Annotated in this window: 16 protein-coding genes; 5 read left to right on the top strand and 11 right to left on the bottom strand. The window is 70.1% G+C overall.

What is annotated here, in order from left to right:
• Window positions 1–57: 57 nt before the first annotated feature.
• Complete coding sequence (locus VGR06_RS20790; RefSeq protein WP_327560782.1) at window positions 58–1,368, top strand: condensation domain-containing protein; 1,311 nt, start codon at window positions 58–60, stop codon at window positions 1,366–1,368.
• Between the two features lie 52 nt (window positions 1,369–1,420).
• Here the strand turns inward: VGR06_RS20790 and VGR06_RS20785 are convergent, their stop codons facing one another.
• The 5 genes from VGR06_RS20785 to VGR06_RS20765 all read right to left on the bottom strand — a co-directional run bounded on the left by VGR06_RS20785 (window position 1,421) and on the right by VGR06_RS20765 (window position 6,313).
• Window positions 1,421–3,034, bottom strand: coding sequence for an FAD/NAD(P)-binding oxidoreductase (locus VGR06_RS20785; RefSeq protein ID WP_327560781.1), 1,614 nt, complete (start codon window positions 3,032–3,034; stop codon window positions 1,421–1,423).
• Complete coding sequence (locus VGR06_RS20780; RefSeq protein WP_327560780.1) at window positions 3,024–3,269, bottom strand: ferredoxin; 246 nt, start codon at window positions 3,267–3,269, stop codon at window positions 3,024–3,026. Before VGR06_RS20780 ends, VGR06_RS20785 begins: the two co-directional genes overlap by 11 nt.
• 102 nt (window positions 3,270–3,371) lie before the next feature.
• Window positions 3,372–3,962 carry a hypothetical protein gene (locus tag VGR06_RS20775; protein WP_327560779.1) on the bottom strand — a complete coding sequence of 197 codons (591 nt, stop codon included), beginning with the start codon at window positions 3,960–3,962 and terminating at the stop codon, window positions 3,372–3,374.
• Between the two features lie 90 nt (window positions 3,963–4,052).
• Complete coding sequence (locus tag VGR06_RS20770; RefSeq protein ID WP_327560778.1) at window positions 4,053–5,519, bottom strand: DUF1996 domain-containing protein; 1,467 nt, start codon at window positions 5,517–5,519, stop codon at window positions 4,053–4,055.
• 77 nt (window positions 5,520–5,596) lie between these two features.
• Window positions 5,597–6,313, bottom strand: coding sequence for a DUF4142 domain-containing protein (locus VGR06_RS20765; protein ID WP_327560777.1), 717 nt, complete (start codon window positions 6,311–6,313; stop codon window positions 5,597–5,599).
• 268 nt (window positions 6,314–6,581) lie between these two features.
• Here VGR06_RS20765 and VGR06_RS20760 point away from each other — a divergent pair, with 268 nt between their 5' ends.
• The 4 genes from VGR06_RS20760 to VGR06_RS20745 all read left to right on the top strand — a co-directional run bounded on the left by VGR06_RS20760 (window position 6,582) and on the right by VGR06_RS20745 (window position 9,789).
• On the top strand, window positions 6,582–7,055 hold the full coding sequence (locus tag VGR06_RS20760; RefSeq protein WP_414637303.1) for a sigma-70 family RNA polymerase sigma factor: 474 nt from the start codon (window positions 6,582–6,584) through the stop codon (window positions 7,053–7,055).
• A gap of 3 nt (window positions 7,056–7,058) precedes the next feature.
• Complete coding sequence (locus VGR06_RS20755; protein WP_327560775.1) at window positions 7,059–7,829, top strand: zf-HC2 domain-containing protein; 771 nt, start codon at window positions 7,059–7,061, stop codon at window positions 7,827–7,829.
• 433 nt (window positions 7,830–8,262) lie between these two features.
• Entirely contained in the window at window positions 8,263–8,673 is a 411-nt protein-coding gene (locus tag VGR06_RS20750) for an Lsr2 family protein (RefSeq protein ID WP_327560774.1), read from the top strand.
• Between the two features lie 330 nt (window positions 8,674–9,003).
• Window positions 9,004–9,789, top strand: coding sequence for a prepilin peptidase (locus tag VGR06_RS20745; RefSeq protein ID WP_327560773.1), 786 nt, complete (start codon window positions 9,004–9,006; stop codon window positions 9,787–9,789).
• Here VGR06_RS20745 and VGR06_RS20740 read toward each other — a convergent pair.
• The 6 genes from VGR06_RS20740 to VGR06_RS20715 are packed head-to-tail and all read right to left on the bottom strand — an operon-like array spanning window position 9,767 to window position 16,111.
• Window positions 9,767–11,290: a hypothetical protein gene (locus VGR06_RS20740; protein WP_327560772.1), complete on the bottom strand. Its 1,524-nt coding sequence runs from the start codon at window positions 11,288–11,290 to the stop codon at window positions 9,767–9,769. The two genes, VGR06_RS20745 and VGR06_RS20740, sit on opposite strands and share 23 nt — an antisense overlap.
• On the bottom strand, window positions 11,287–11,907 hold the full coding sequence (locus VGR06_RS20735) for a prepilin-type N-terminal cleavage/methylation domain-containing protein (protein ID WP_327560771.1): 621 nt from the start codon (window positions 11,905–11,907) through the stop codon (window positions 11,287–11,289). Before VGR06_RS20735 ends, VGR06_RS20740 begins: the two co-directional genes overlap by 4 nt.
• Complete coding sequence (locus VGR06_RS20730; RefSeq protein ID WP_327560770.1) at window positions 11,901–12,326, bottom strand: type II secretion system protein; 426 nt, start codon at window positions 12,324–12,326, stop codon at window positions 11,901–11,903. Before VGR06_RS20730 ends, VGR06_RS20735 begins: the two co-directional genes overlap by 7 nt.
• A complete protein-coding gene (locus tag VGR06_RS20725) occupies window positions 12,323–13,438 on the bottom strand; it encodes a type II secretion system F family protein (protein ID WP_327560769.1) in 1,116 nt (371 codons plus the stop codon). The genes VGR06_RS20730 and VGR06_RS20725 overlap by 4 nt, the downstream gene beginning before the upstream one ends.
• 1 nt (window position 13,439) lies before the next feature.
• A complete protein-coding gene (locus VGR06_RS20720; RefSeq protein WP_327560768.1) occupies window positions 13,440–15,020 on the bottom strand; it encodes a GspE/PulE family protein in 1,581 nt (526 codons plus the stop codon).
• 17 nt (window positions 15,021–15,037) lie between these two features.
• Window positions 15,038–16,111, bottom strand: a complete 1,074-nt coding sequence (locus VGR06_RS20715; protein WP_327560767.1) for a type IV pilus twitching motility protein PilT — start codon at window positions 16,109–16,111, stop codon at window positions 15,038–15,040.
• Between the last annotated feature and the right edge of the window lie 35 nt (window positions 16,112–16,146).

Below are 16,146 nucleotides of genomic sequence, written 5' to 3'. Positions count from 1 at the left end.
GTGGCGGGGCGGCCGACCCTGGCGGCAACTGGTATAGACCAATATAGTTCCGCGGTTATGGAGCGGATTCTCGTGCCGTTCGCGGGCAGTGGCTCCGGGGTCGGTGAGCTGACCTGGGGGCAGCGGGACATCTGGGAGGGCATGACCCGGCTGCGGTCCTCGCTGGGCGTCGGGGGAGTGGTTCCGCTGGCCGAGGGGACCACGGTCGAGGACGTCGCCGGCATGCTGCGGTTCCTGGTGAGCCGGCACCAGTCGCTGCGCACCCGGCTGCGGTTCGAGCCGGGTGGCGCGCCGCGGCAGGTGGTGAGCAGCGCGGGAGAAGTCCCGCTGGAGGTCGTCGACGTGGGCGAGACCGACGATCCGTGCCGGGTCGCGGCCGCGCAGTGGGACCGTTACTACCACCGGGAGTTCGACTACGCGGCCGAGTGGCCGATCCGGATGGCCGTGGTGCGGCGCCGCGGCGCGGCCACGCACCTGGTGGCGCTGTGCTGCCACCTGGCCACCGACGGGTTCGGCGCCGAGGTGCTGCGGGCCGACCTCGGCCACCGGCACGCGGACCCGGTGCCGCCGGTGACCGCCCTGCAGCCGCTCGACCAGGCGCGCTGGCAGGAAAGCCCGGCCGGGCGGCGGCACAGCGCGGCGTCGCTGCGGTACTGGGCGGGCGTGCTGCGCGCGGTCCCGTCCCGCCGCTTCCCGGAGCCGCCCGAGAAGCCCGAGCCGCGTTTCCGCGAGGTCAACTTCCGCTCACCGGCCATGCATCTGGCCGCGCTCGGCGTGGCCGCGCGCACCGGGGTGGGCAGCACCTCGGTGCTCCTCGCCGCGCTCGCGGTGGCCCTGGCCGAGATCACCGGCGTCACTCCGGTCTTCACCCAGCTCGTGGTGAACAACCGGTTCCGCCCAGGGCTCGCCGAGGCCGTGAGCCCGTTGTGCGGCGCCGGGTTCTGCGTGATCGACGCCGCCGGCGTCCCGTTCGCGCAGGCCGTCGAGCGCGCCTGGCAGGAGAAGCTCCGCGCCTGCAAGCACGCCTACTACGACCCGGACGGGATGTGGGACCTGCTCGCCCGCATCGGCCAGGAGCGCCACGACACGATTGACCGCGCCTGCATCTTCAACGACCGCCGGGCGCCGCACCGCCAGGAGGCGACGAGCCCGGTGAGCCCCGCCGGCCTCGCCGCCGCCCGCGCCCACACCACACTGCGCTGGGTGCGACCACTGAACGCGGCCAGCGAACCGTTCTTCTGCTACGTCAACGATGTCCCGGACACCATCGACATCTCCGTCGCCATCGACGCGCACGCGGTGGCCCCGGCCATGGTCGAGGCGACGCTGCGCCGGATGGAAGACGTGCTGTGCGCCGGAGCGCGATGAAGGCGTCCGTGCTCGCACCAGGTCTGCGATCAGGACGCCTTCATCGCTGCCCCTACCGGAACAGGTCACGCAGTTCCGGAGCGCGGGGTCGGTAGTCCGGTGGGTACCGGTTCTTCGCCATGGCCAGGTCGGGTGGTGGGGCGACCGGGCGCATCCGCGGCCAGCTCTGCTCGGCCGGGCCGTACGCCTGCATGTCCGGCACGAAGTCGGGCACCTGCAGGTACGGTCCCGGTTGCACGGGGCGCATGCGCGGCATGCTCTGTTCGGCCGGGCGCAGCGTGCGCATGTCCGGCACGAAGTCCGGCACCCGCAGGTCCTCCATGATCGAGGTGACGTCCACGTTGGGCATGACCGTGGTCTCGGTCACCGTGGGCATGATCGTCGTCTCGGTCTCGGCGAACGTCGGCTCGGGCCGCGGCGGCGTGGGGACCGGCCGCTGCTGTTGCTGCTTCGCCCGGACGGCCAGCCGGCGGTTCATGCCCTCGGCCAGCTGGTTGTCCAGCTCGGAGCTCCAGCGGAGCATGCCGCGCGGGCTGTCCCAGGCCACCACGCCGACCAGCGAGCCGCCGCTGACATAGCCGGTGACCCGGTGCCCGACGGTGACCGAGCCGGCCAGTGGCACGGTGTCCTGCGCCAGCGCCGGAATCCCGGCGGCCTGGATGCGGATCCCGTGCTGGTCGGACCAGAACCGGGGCAGCGGCGTGAACGGCTGGGCGTTCTCCCGCCCGACCAAGAGGTTCTCCGCCGCTGCCCGGCCCATCTCGATGGCGTTCAACCAGTGCTCGACCCGCCGGGGGACCGAGTCGAACAGCAGGTTCGGCCATCGCGCCACGTCGCCGGCCACCACGATGTTCTCGGCGCCGACCGCGTGGCAGGTCGGGTCGCACATCACGCCGTCGTCCAGGATCAGCCCGGACCCGCGCAGCCAGTCCACCGCGGGCACACCGCCGACACCCAGGACCACGCACGCGGCCAGCACGACCTGCCCGGTGGACAGGTGCAGCGCCACCCCGTCGGGGGTACGCGACCAGTGCGAGACGGTGGCCTGGGTGATCACCTTCACGCCGTGCCCGCGGTGCATGGCCGCCACCGCGTCACCGAAGCCGGCGCCGGGCACCTTGTCCAGCAACCGGTCCCGCACGATGATCGTCGCCTCGCGGCCGAGCTCGCGGGCCGAGGAGGCGATCTCGCAGCTGATGAACCCGCCGCCGATCACCGCCACCGCGCCGGGGCTGTGCGCGATCGCCTTCTGTGCGGCGACCGCGTCCGGCAGCGTGCGGATCACGTGCACCCGCGGGTCGTGCCGCGGTGCGCCGGCCAGGTGCCGGGCCTGCACGCCGGTGGCGATCACCAGGCCGTCGTAGCGGATCTGCTCGCCGCCGGGCAGGTGCAGCAGGTGCTCCTCCGGCTCCAGGTAGCTGGCCCGGGTGCCGTACCGCCACACCGCGTCCAGCTCGGTGTGCACGGGCAGCGCGATGTCCCGGGGCCGGATCTGGCCGGTGAGTAGCTGCTTGGTCAGCGCCGGGCGGTGGTACGGCCGGTACCGCTCCTCGCTGATCATGATCAGCTCGCCGTCAAAGTTCAGCTCTCGCAACCTTTCCGCCGCGCGCAGTCCCGCGGCTCCGGTTCCTACCACCACGATTCGTTCGCGCCGGTCAGCGCTCATCAACAACTCCTTTGAGGACGATCGCGAGCATCGGGCAGTGCCGCGTCGCCGTCTTCGCCTGCTCGAGCTGGTCCGGCGGAACGCTCCGCCGGTACCGCAGCTCGCCGGTGATCATGAGTTGGAACAGCTCCGGTGCCTCGGCCTGGCAGGTGCCGTACCGCTTGCACCGGTCGTTGTTCACGCTCAACTGCGGCCCGCTGTGGTTGCGGGTCCGCCAGGAACCATGCCTACTCATCTCCAGCCCCTCGCAAGCTCGGATGCTGGGCTGCCTGGCAACGGGATCGCTCGCACGCTCGGCGACAGAGCAGTACCCAATGGTTCGCTCGCAAGCTCGCTCTCATGGGGCGTCCTCGATGAGCCCCGTCGTGGCCAGCGCCTTTGCCGGCAGGAAACGTAGTGCGGCCAGGGTGACCGCGGGGACCAGCAACGTGATGCCGCCGAGCCAGAGGATCTCCAGGTGGCCGTTGGCGACCGCGCCGAGCAGCGAGTGCGCCACGCCGAGCACGAACGCCGGGTAGGCCAGCCGGTGGATCCACAGCCAGCGGTAGTAGGTCATGTACCGGCGCAGGCCCACCACCACAGCGGCGGCGAGCATGCCCTCGAACGCCAGGATGCCCATGGTGTGGCGGAACTCGACGCCGGAGTTGAACGGCACCAGCAACTCGATCACGGTCCAGGTGCTGGCGCGCATGTAGAGGAACGCGAGGAAGTGCAGGCCGGCGAAGCCCAGGGTCAGCGTCGCCAGGATCATGTGGCTGCTGCGCAACGCCTGCCGGCCGGTGAGCCGGTTCACCAGGCCCAGGCTGGTCAGCACGCCCCAGACCAGGGTCAGGCACATCATCGCGTAGGCGAGTCGGGCGGACAGCTGGGCCATCTGCGCCACGCCTGAGTCGTGGTCGACCTCGCCAGCCGCGAGTTGGTACAGCACGGATTGCCCCTTCGAGGATCTTGACCGAAGGCGGCCGACGCCCGTTGCAGGTACGGACGGCGGCCTCCTTCGGCCGGCACGTGATTCCGCCTAGCAGTTACGACCGCTGTTGATGCACTGCACCGCGCGGTCCATCAACTGCTTTGGCATGACGTTGACGAAGTCAGCGTGGTCGGTGATCGGGCTGTGTTGCACCTCCGGGAACGCGTCCAGAGCGAAGATCGAGCCACGCGGGACGTCGAAGGTCAGCGTGATCCGCAGCTGCGGGATCGCCTTCGTCCCGGCCGGGCAGGCGCCGCTCTTGTCCGGGAACGACACGTGCGTGCGGTGGTTGGCGCTGTCGATGTTCGTCCCGTCCCAGCAGCTCGGGAAGTCCGCGATGCGCTGCAGCCGGCTGCCGCGCGGGCAGAGCGGGTATTTGGTGGTGAGCCGGTCGGTGAACCCGGTGCAGGTCCACTTCGCGTTGCCGTTGGCGCCACCGTTGATCGCTGCCTTGGCGTCGCCGGTGATGATCCGGATGAAGTCCGGCATGGCCACGACCTTCGCGGTGGCGTTGCCGCGGAACACCAGGGAGGCCGACGTGGGCTGGATGACCCGGCCGATGTTGTGCGGGTTCTCCGCCTCGGACGCGGCACCGCCGCCGTCCTGGTCGCGCACCCGGATGACCGGCCAGTAGTACGTGGACTTGTCGCCGGCCTGGCAGGTGGTGCCGGCCGCGGACAGGCTCTCGTTGGTCGAGTTGCCGTCCGTGGACAGGTTGCCCACGTAGTCGTGCAGGTGGTGCGCACCGTTGGCGTTGCCCGGCGCCACGATGAAGTTGGCCGGGTTGTTGTGGTGGTTCTGGTTCGTGCCGCACCGCGAGGTGAGGGTGCCGCGGGAGCCGCTGCGCTGCGTGCGCGTGGCGTTGAGGTTGCTGCGGGTGACCTTCAGGATGTTCACGAAGTCCTGGGGGAACGGTCCGAACGCGTCGGTGCAGCTGGGCTTGGTGAACTGCTTGACGTCCTCGGCCTGCGGCTGCGGGTCGGGTTTCGCCGGCGGCGGCGCACCCGCCTCGTCCGGCGACGTGGCCGCGCCGCCGTTGGGTGCCGGCGGGGGAGCCGGCTTGTCCGGCGTCGGGGTGGACGGCTGGGCGTAGGCCGCGGGCGCCACGGCACCTTGCGGCTGCACGGCCTGCTGCTTCGCCGGCTGTTCCGGCGCGGGCTGCTCGGGAGCCGGTTGTTCCGGCGCCTGCTGGTCAGGAGCCTGCTGCTCGGGCGCGGGCTGGTCCGGGGCCCCCTGGTCGGGCGCGGGCTCGGCGGGAGCGTTGCTCGACGTCTCCGCCGGAGCGCTCGAGCTCTGCTGCGGGGGCGCGGACTGCGTGGGCGGCGCCGCGCTCGAGGACGGGTTCGTCACGTCCGGGATGCATTCGAGGACCGACAGGTCGGGGCCGCGACGACCCCAGGCGAACGCATTGCCGGTGATGCCGATGACCACACCGGTACCGATGAGCGTGGTCGCCGCGATCGCCGCGGCGATCAGCCGCCGCTTGGTGCGCCGCGGCATCTTGTGTCGTGACATCGTTGTACCTCACTGGTTTCTGGACAGGGTCAAGCACGAGAGGGACGCAAAGCTGGGAAACGGGTGCTGGGGGCGGGTCAGCGTGTTCGGACGACCCGGATCAGCCCGAGCGTCATGGCCACCATCACCAGGGCGACCGCGATCACGAGCCCGGTGTTGATTCCGCCGATGCCCGACGAGTGCCCGGCGGTGTGCGCGACGTCGGCCGCCGCGGCCGGCGGGTTCAGGTTCGGCTCCGGCAGCGCGTCGAAGTTCACCTTCCCGGTGCTCTCCAGCATCGTCATGTGCCCCTTGACGACGTCGTTCGCGTGCGAGGCGAACTCCCGGATGGCGTTGTTGCGGGTGCCGGCACGAACCTGGGCGATCTGCGAGAACACCTTGCCGTGCGCGGCCCGCAGCAGGTTGGCGAAGGCCGCGTCGAACTCCGGGCCGAACTTCCCGGACAGCTCGTTGAGCCAGCCCTGCTGCTCCGCGCTCGGCTGGTTGGGCAGCACGACGCCGAGCTGCTGGGCGAGCTGCCGGGTCTCCTCGTCCAGCGCCTGGTGCTGGGCCGCGATCTTCGCCCCGACGTCCTTGGTCACCTGGCTGGCGGCCTGTTGCTGGGCTTCCTGGCCGGCCGGCATCTCCCACAGGCCCGCCTGCCGAACCTTGATCAGCAGGGTCTTGTCGGTCTCGGTAACCACTTGAGGGTCGCCGGCGGCTGCTGGCGCCACCAGTCCGAACAGCAGGATGGACAGGGGGACCAGGAGCACCAGCAGCGCCGTCGCGACCCGGGCGGTCGGGTTTTTGTCCATAGTGGACTCAACGCCCATGGCCACGCGGCCGCATCCGGGTGTTCATGAATTTTCCTTTCTACACAAGGAAGTTCCTCGTACACCAGCACGTGCGGTCACCAGCAGATACGGAATCAGGTGGGTCACGGTTCAATTACGTCGCGAAGGTTGCTGTGACGTAGATCACTCGACGGAACGTCATAGGGAGGCCACTATGTGCCTCGTGATCCGGCGTCAGAGCACCAGAGTGGAGGACGTCGTTCCGTCCAATGACGAGGCGCTGATCAGGATGCTGTACCGGGAGTTCGGCGGCGCCCTGTTCGGCCATGTGCTGTACCTGACCGGAAACGACCGTCAGTGGGCAGAGGACGTGGTGCAGGAGACCCTGGTGCGCGCCTGGCGCAACGCCGACCGGCTCGACCGCGAGCCGGGGATGCTGCGCGCGTGGCTGTTCACCGTGGCCCGCCGGATCGTGATCGACGGCCGGCGCAGCAGCGGAGCCCGCCCCCGCGAGGTGGACACCGGCCCGCTGGCCCTGGTTCCGGTGCCGGACCGGTCCGAGCAGTCGCTGTCCGCCATGGTCGTCGCGGACGCCCTGCAGAGCCTGCGCACCGAGCATCGCGAGGCGATCGAGGAAACCTACCTGCGCGGGCGAACCATCAACGAAGCCGCGCAGACGCTCGGGGTGCCGCCGGGTACCGTCAAGTCGCGGGTCTACTACGCGCTTCGCGCATTGCGGCGCGAGCTTCAGGACGGGGAGTGATCAATGGTGCCCACCCCCCAGGCTGATCACGTGGACGTCGCCGCCTACGTGCTCGGCATCCTGGACGAGCCGGACGAGGCCGCGTTCGCCCGGCACTTCGCGCGCTGCCAGCGCTGCCGGCTCGAATACCGTGAGCTGGCCGACCTGCCGATGCTGCTGGACCAGCTCAAGCCCGCGCGCACGCCACACCGGCGTTCCTCGCAGCAGCCGGCGCAGCCCGGCAAGCGGGTGCTCGGCCAGGCGCTGTCCCGGGTCGGCGAGGCCCGCCGGACCCGGATCCGGACCCTCTGGCTGGCCGCGGCCGCGGTGATCGTCCTGCTGGTGGCCGTGCCGCTGATCGTGCTGCGCTCGGTCGGCAACGGCAGCCAGGTGGCCGCGCCCACCGTGACCGTTTCGGTGAACCCCACCACGACGTCCGCCGCGCCGAACACCGGCACCGACGTGGTGGCCGGCGCGCGCACGGTCAACGGTGAGAACGCCGCGGCCGGGGTCAAGGCCACCATCGGCATCGAGCCGCAGCCGTGGGGCACCAAGATCAACTTGGAGCTCCGCGCGACCACCGGGCCGCTGCAGTGCGAGCTGGCCGCGGTGTCCCGGTCCGGCGACGTGCAGATCGTGCTCAGCTGGCAGGTGCCGGCCAGCGGCGTCGGCGTGCCGGGTTCCCCGGAGCCGCTGCGGCTGCAGGGCGGCGCCGGTTTCTCCGCCGACGACATCGACCATTTCGAGTTGCGCCGCACCGACGGCGGTCCGAACCTGCTGAACATCCCGGCCTGACCGGTTCCCGGCCAGCGGCACTCCGCTGTGGACAGTCGCGCCTAGTACGACACCGCACTTCGTGATGCTCGGTGTGTTGGCCCCTGACGTCGCCATGTTGGCTTGTGGCGTCGCTGTGTTGGCTTGTGGCGCCGTCGTGTTGGCCGAGTCCGGCGGTGTCGTCACCAGCCAGCACACCCACGCCAGACGCCAACACGGCGACGTGGCGCGCCAACACGGCGACGTGAGACGCCAACATGGCTACGAAGTGCGGCTGCCGTACTAGTGACCTGGACGACACTACGCTGCGCTTTCGAGCCATTGCCGTGAGATTGCGAAAACGGATTCCCGTGGCCTAACGGTCGAATCCGAGCATCCGCTACCGCGAGGTGGCCGCGATAGGCGGCTGATGTATGCTCTCGGCGAATTCCGGGGAAACACTAGGTAGGAGAACATGGCCCAGAAAGTTATCGTAGAACTGGTCGACGACTTGGACGGCACCGCGTCGGATGACATCAGCACCGTCAGCTTCTCACTGGACGGGGCCGACTACGAGATCGATCTGACTGAGGAGAACGCCGACAACCTGCGCACCACGCTCGAGGAGTTCGTGGCAGCCGCCCGCCGGACCGGCGGGCGTATCAAGCGAAACGCCGGCACCACCAAGCCCGCTCCGTCCCGGCCCGCGGCCAGCCGCGAGCAAACCAAGGCGATCCGGGAGTGGGCGCGGCAGAACGGCTTCGACCTCGCCGACCGGGGACGTATCCCGGCGAACGTGATCGAGGCCTATGAGGAGGCGCAAGCCCCCAAGGGAAAGAAGGGTAAGGGCGGCCGAGCCGCCAAGCAGCCGTCGTTCTCTGGGTGACAGATTCGGGTAAGCGGGTGGCCGGAATGGATGGACCGCCGTTCCGGCTCGCCCGCCGGCCACCGAAACCGGCGTGTTGGCCGCTGGCGCCGCCGTGTTGGCCTATGGCGTTGTCATGTTGGCCGCTGACGTCGTGGAGAGCATCGATGGTCAGTAGCGGTTTCTCCGTTCGTTCCCGGTCCCACCCCCGGCGATCCGTCGTGGCCAGCCAACACACCAACGCAGCAGGCCAACACAACGACGTCAATTCGCCGGGCGACCCGCGGTGCTCGATTAACGCGCCAGGACGTTCGCCTGGCGGGCACCGCGCGCACCTGTAACGATCACCGCGTGCCCGCGCTGCTGATCCTGATCACCCTGCTCGGACTGGCCGTCGGCTCCTTTCTGAACGTGGTCGTGCACCGCGTCCCGAAGGGCCTGTCCCTGATCGCGCCGGCCTCAAGCTGCCCGCACTGCGGCCATCCGATTCGCGCCCGGCACAACGTTCCCGTGCTCGGCTGGCTCCTGCTCCGCGGCCGGTGCGCCGACTGCGGCGCGCCGATCGGCCCGCGCTACCCGCTGGTCGAGGCCGGCACCGGCGCCCTGTTTCTCGTGCTGGCCCTGTGGTTCAGCCACCTGCACCTGCTCAGCGCGCTGCCGGCCTACCTCTGGTTCGCCGCCGCCGGCCTCGCGCTCGCGCTCATCGACCTCGACGTCCGCCGGCTCCCGAACGCGATCGTGCTTCCGTCCTATCCGGTCCTCGCGGCGCTGCTCGCCCTGTCCGCGGCCGTCCAGCACGACTGGTGGTCGCTGGCCCGCGCCGCCGCCGGTGCCGCCGCCCTGTTCGCGTTCTACCTGCTGCTGGGCCTGATCCACCCGCGCGGCATGCAGTTCGGCGACGTCAAGCTCGCCGGACTGCTCGGGTTGGTGCTCGGCTACCTCTCCTGGCCCACCCTGATCCTCGGCGCGTTCGGCGGGTTCCTGCTCGGCGCGCTGGCCGGCGTCGCCCTGCTCGCCGCCGGCCGCGGCTCCGGCAAAACCGCCGTCCCGTTCGGACCTTTCATGATCACCGCCGCGCTGCTGGCGGTCTTCCTGTCGCCGTCCCTCGACCGGCTCAGCGAATGGTGGACCAGCTGAGAACGGTCACCTCCCGGTTACCCGGCGTCGGGCTGCCGCCCGGATCCCGCAGTTGCACCCGGGCGGTGAGCGCCAGGCGTTTCGACGCGGTGGTGGCACAGGTATTCGTCGTCACTCCGGGGCAGACGTAAACCGTCAGGTTCACGATGGTGCTGGCGATACCGTATCCGGGTGAGTTGTCCGGCAGCGAGATGAACGCCGTGCAGGCCGGTGGCGTGCACGCGCTTCCGGTCGTGGTGAACGTGAGCGTCCGCGCGACGATGCCGAAGTTGAAGTACGGCTGGGTGGTGTTGTTCACCGCGATATCGATGCTCGCCAGTGGCGCGTAGACGAAGCCCTCGAAGAAGAACGCCGGCTTGGTCCCGTTCGTGCCGTCCGAGACCAGATCGCAGCCGGCCACCTGGACGACGCAGCCGAACTGCCCGCGGGCCGAGAAGGCGCCGTTGACAATGGTCGACTTGAGCCCGTGGAGCACCGTCGGAATGCTCGTCTGGTGATAGGTGGCGCAGAACTCGGCCTGCACGCCCTTGTCGAACACGAGCTGGCTGTCCCCACCGAACACGAACTCCACCCCGACCGCCGACGTCGAGTTGATCGGGTTCACGCACGCGCCCGGAACGGCCGGCGCGGTGTTGGACTTGGCACCGGTCAACGTGCCGCCGACGGCCGTCTTGCTGATCGTCCACACGTGCGAAGCCGGCGCGGTGAAGTCGAAGTAGTACGTGCCGGGCTGGAACAGCAGCCAGGACGCTTTGCAGTTGCTGAGGAAAGCGGCGTCGGTGTAGAGGCCCGGCCGGAACTCGGCGAGCTGGTTCTGGTTGTTGCAGGACGGAAGCGCGCTGGGCGGCGCCGGCGGATCGGTCGGCGCGGGATAGTTGGGGTCGGTCACCGGCACGGTCGGCGTGCAGGCCGGGGTGATCGGGCCGGTGCATGCGCCCACCGCCCGGACCGACGCGCCGCCGGTCACGGTGAGCTGCGCCTGGGTGCTGTCGATGGTGGAGTTGGAGATCACCCCGCCGCGGATCGTCACGGGTTTGTTGCTCTGCCCGTACGTCTGGCCCTTCTCGCCCGCCGCGGTGCCCAGCGTGAGCACGGCGTTGCCCGGCTTGTTGGCCGCGGAGATCGGAACCGGGGAGCCCTGCTCTCCGGTACCCGGCTCCGCCGCGCAGGTCACCGCGGCCGACGACGCCGCGGAACCGTTCTGCCCGTTGGTGCCCGGGTAGAAACCGGGCAGCTCCAGCGTCGGCTTGGAACCGTCGAAGCACTGCTTGCCGACGCCGTTGTTGAAGTCGCTCAAACGCAGCGCGTTGATCGCGGCTTGCGCGGCGCCGTCGCCGTTGTAGGCCACTCCGGCCTGGTCCCGCAGCGTGACCGTGGTGCGCTCACTGGTCGTGGTCATCGACAGGAGAGCGCCCATGGCGAGCGCCATGACCGTGACGATGATCAGCACGATCACCAGCGCGGCACCGCCGTCATCGGAGTTTCGGATGCGACGGATCATGTCTGCCTCCGTTGCCCGTCGAGGCTCACGACGTATTGCTGGCCCTTGCCGGACGGGTCCTTGACGGTGAACTTCAGGTTGATCGATTGCGGCACATCCGAACCCGAGCCGGTGCAACTCGTGCCACCGGTACCAGTCAGGCATGCCACGGCCGGCGTCACGGACGGGTCGAGCGCCCGTGCGATGACCTCGTTCGAGTCCACCGTGGATCCCATGCAGTGCACGCGGATCAGCTGGGTTTTGCCGGTGATCGTCGCGTAGGCGACGCTGATGGTGGTTGGGCTGCCGAAGGAGTCGTACTGGTTCCAGGCCAGCACGACGACCGGACTCGCGCCGCCCGGCAGTGCGCACGGGAACACCGTGTTGACCGACCTCTGCAGCGGGAAGCTCTGCGACGCCGCGTCGTAGGGCGAGCGGACACCGATGCTCGAGACGTCCTGCTGCCAGTAGGCCGCGGCGATCTGCTGGTCGTGCGACTCGACCTGGCGGGCGGTGGTGGTGTCGGTGTTGCGCAGGTAGCTGATCACCACCTCGGTCAGCGGCACCATGATCACACCGATGAGCACGACCGCGACCAGCAGCTCGATCAGCGTGAACCCCTCGTCGCGCCTCAACATGCCGACCCCGGCTCGCAGGGTTTGCGCAGCACCAGGGTCAGCGTCTCCGCAGCCCTCCCGTCGTTGCTCGCCACCCGCACGGTGACCTGCTGCAGCCCCGAATCGCTGCCGCACGTGCCCAGCCACTCGGACCCACTCCAGTACTTCACGCCGACCACCGACTTCGTGTACCCGGATGGCACGGTTCCCGCCAAGGCGTACGTCGACGCGCTCGCACAGGTCGTGTACGGCGCCTTCTCAATGGCCTCGGCGTAGTCGCGGGCGTAGGCGCTGGCGGTTGACTGCTTGCGGTGCGTGTCCGAGGTCCTGATGCTGATGGCCAGGCCGCCGACGATCCCGACCAGCGCGATGCCCAGCAGCGCCACGGCGATGACCAGCTCGAGCAGGCTCTCGCCCCGGTCGCCTGCCACCGTCCTCATTGGACTTTCACCTGGTTGAAGATGCCGTACATGGCGGAGACCAGGGCCACCGCGACGAAGCCGACCACCAGGCCCATCACGATGATCACCGCGGGCTCGAACAGGGAGATCAGCTTCTTGAGCTTGTAGTCCAGCTCGCCCTCGTAGTAGGCGGCGGTGGTGGAGAGCTGGGTGTCGAGCGTGCCGGTCTCCTCGCCCACGCGCATCATCTGGGCGGCGGTGCCGGGGAACAGGCCCGTGGCGGCCAGCGGCTCGGCCAGGCCCTCGCCCTCCAGGAGCGACTCGCCGACCCGGGCCAGGGCACGCTGGAACACCAGGTTGCGCAGCGCGTCGGTGGCCACCCGCAGCGCCTCCGGCAGCGCCACGCCGGCACTGACCATTGAGGACAGGACCCGGCAGAACCGTTCCACCAGGGCGAACCGGATCGTCTGCCCGAGCACCGGAAGCCGCAGCAGCAGCCGGTCCCGCCCGAACCGCCCGGGCTCGAACCGCAGCGCGAGCACCGCCGCGGCAATGATCACGCCCAGCCCGGCCAGCACCGCCCACCACCACTGGCCGAGGAAGTCGGTGACCCCCAGCAGCATCCGGGTCGGCAGCGGCAGGTCGGCGTTCAGCCCGGCGAAGAACTCCTTGAACCGCGGCAGCACGAAGCTCGCCAGCACCACCACGGTGACCACGGACATCGCCGCGATCATGATCGGGTAGATCATCGCGGACTTGATCTTCCGGCGGGCCTCGAGGTCGCGCTCCAGGTACCGCGCCAGCTGCTCCAGCACCGTGTCCAGCTGCCCGGAGAGCTCCGCCGAGTGCAGGATTCCCCGGTAGAACTCGGGAAAGATCTTCGGGTGCCGGTCGAAGCAGTCGGAGAGCTTCTCCCCGCGCCGCAACCCGTCCTCGACCTGCGCCATCATCCGGCGCACCGAGGAGTTGCCGGCCTCGGCACCCAGCGAGTGCACCGCCTCGATCAGCGGCAGCCCGGCCCGGATGAACGCACCGAGCTGCCGCGACAGGTGCATCACCTCCTCGCGCTTGACCCGCGGTGGGGTCAGCTCCTTGCGCAGAAAGCTCGTCCGGTGCACCGCCCGGGCGTCCCGCAGCTCCAGCTCGGTCATCTCAACCACCCACCACGTACAGGGAGCGCAGCAGCTCGCTCAGGTTCGTCACACCGTTGGCCACCAGCCGCAGCGCCTCCTCCTGCAGCGTGCGCATGCCCTCGTACCGCGCCACCTTGCGGATCTCCTCGTGCGGGGCGCGGTCCAGGACCAGCTCCCGGATCGCGTCGGTGACCGGCATCAGCTCGTACACCCCGATCCGGTCGAGATATCCGGTGCGGGCACAGAAGTTGCAGCCCGTGCCGCGCACGAACCCGCCGCCGGCTCCACCGTCCGAGCCGCCGAGCGCTTCAAGGAACGCCAGCTCCTCCGGCGACGGCTCGTAGTAGGCCACGCAGTGCGGGCAGATCCGCCGGACCAGCCGCTGGGAGAGCACCGCGGTCACCGAGGAGGCCACCAGGAAGCCCTCGATTCCCATGTCCAGCAACCGGTGCAGCGCCGCGGGCGCGTCGGTGGCGTGCAGCGAGGAGAGCACCAGGTGCCCGGTCAGCGCGGACTGCACGGCGATCCGCGCGGTCTCCACGTCGCGCACCTCGCCGACCAGGATGATGTCCGGGTCCTGGCGCAGGATCGACTTGAGCCCGCCGGCGAAGCCGATCCCGGCCGCCTCGTTGATCTGGATCTGGTTGACGTCCGGGAACGTGTACTCGACCGGGTCCTCGATGGTCATGATGTTGCGCTCGGGGCTGTTCACCGCGCCCAGCGAGCCGTACAGCGTGGTGGTCTTGCCGCTGCCGGTCGGCCCGGCGCAGATCACCATCCCGTACGGGGAGCGCAGCAGCGCCGAGTACCGCGCCACCATCGGCTCGGGCATGCCCAGCTGCTCCAACCGGAACAGCGGCCGGCTCTTGTCCAGCAGCCGCAGCACGACCTTCTCGCCGCCGACCACCGCCGTGGTGGACACCCGGATGTCCACCGCCCGGCCCTCGACCTCCATGCTGATCTGGCCGTCCTGCGGGCGGCGCCGCTCGACGATGTTCATCCCGGCGAGGATCTTGACCCGGCTGACGATCGCCGGGCCCATCGAGCCGGGCAGCTCGGCCACGTCGTGCAGCGCGCCGTCGATCCGGTACCGCACCCGGACCCGGTCCTGCTGCGGCTCGAGGTGCACGTCCGACGCCCGGTCCCGGAGCGCCTGGGTGATCACCAGCTGCACCACCTGGACGACCGGCGCGTCGTCGCTGGCGCTCACCGCGCCCGCCTTCTCCGGGTCCCGCCGCGGCGTGTCCCGGGCCTCGAACTCCTTGACCCGGGCCCCGATCCCGGCCAGCGCGCGGTAGCTGTTGCCGATGGCGAGCAGGATGTCGTTGCGGGACGCCGTTCTCAGCACCACGGCCTGCCCGACCGCGGCCTCCAGTCTGCTGTGGACGATAGCGTCGGGTTCCGCCACGGCGACCACGATCCCGTCCGTGCCAACGGAAAGCGGGATGGCGAGCAGCTCGCGGGCCAGCGGCTCGGGCAGCAGCCCGGTGGCCGCCGGATCCGGGGTGACCGCCCGCAGGTCGACGGGGCTGGCCGGACCCGGCGCGGCGCGGTGCCGCGCGGGTGGGGGCGCGGGCTCGGTGCGACTCCTGATTCTCATCCTCACGTCCTTGTGTGTCAGCTCGCCCGCAGGCGCGGCGTGGCCTCGATCTCCCGGGGGTACAGGCTGCGGGCCGCCGCGTCCGAATAGGACACCTGGCCGGCCTGCACCAGCGCGGACAGCGACTGCTCGAGCGTGACCATGCCCTCGCGCTGCCCGGTGACCAGCGAGTTCCGCAGCTGGTGGGTCTTGCCTTCCTTGACCAGGTTGCGAATCGCGGAGTTGGCGACCAGAACCTCGTACGCCGCAACCAGTCCGCCCTGCACCCGGGGAACCAGGCGCTGGTAGACGATCCCGGTCAGCGCGGCGGCGAGCTGCACCCGCACCTGCGCCTGCTGCTCGGCCGGGAACACGTCGATCATGCGGGCCAGCGACTGCGCCGTGTCGTTGGTGTGCAGGGTGGCGAAGACGAGGTGCCCGGTCTCGGCGATGGTCAGCGCGAACCGGATCGACTCCAGGTCCCGCATCTCGCCGACCAGCAGCACATCCGGGTCCTCCCGCAGCGCGCTGCGCAGCGCGTCGGGAAACGACGCGGTGTCCGACCCGACCTCCCGCTGGTTCACCGCCGAGCGTTGGTGCTCGTGCATGTACTCGATCGGGTCCTCGATCGTGATGATGTGGCAGGCCCGTTCGCGGTTGATCCGGTCGATCACCGCGGCCAGCGTCGTCGACTTGCCTGACCCGGTCGGCCCGGTCACCAGCACCAGACCCTGGTGCCGCCGGGCGAACTCGTGCAGAGCCGGCGGCAGGCCGAGCTGCTCCATGGACGGGATCTGCCGGGGAATCATCCGCAGCGCCACCGTGGTCAGCCCGCGCTGGACGAACGCGTTCCCCCGAATCCGGGCGTTGTCCCGCCAGGAGAAGGAGAAGTCGTACTCGTGCCGGCCGTCCCAGCCGGCCCGCTGCTCGGCCGACAGCGTCTGGTCAAGCAGCGCGACGGTGTCCTCGCCGGTGAGCACCGGCTGTTCGGGCACCGCCCGGAGCTCACCATGGACCCGGATCTGCGGCGGCATTCCCGCGGTGAGCAGCAGGTCGGTCCCACCCGCCTGCCACAGCGACTCGAGCAGCACGTCGATCCGGCTGCTGTCCATGGCAAACCTCCGTGCGGTCAGGCGGTGGAGGGCCG

It is taken from the genome of Actinophytocola sp. (genome assembly GCF_036002505.1).
GTDB lineage: Bacteria > Actinomycetota > Actinomycetes > Mycobacteriales > Pseudonocardiaceae > DASYTH01.
The sequence above is the reverse complement of the archived record's forward strand: the minus strand, read 5'-3'. Positions and strand labels throughout refer to the sequence as shown.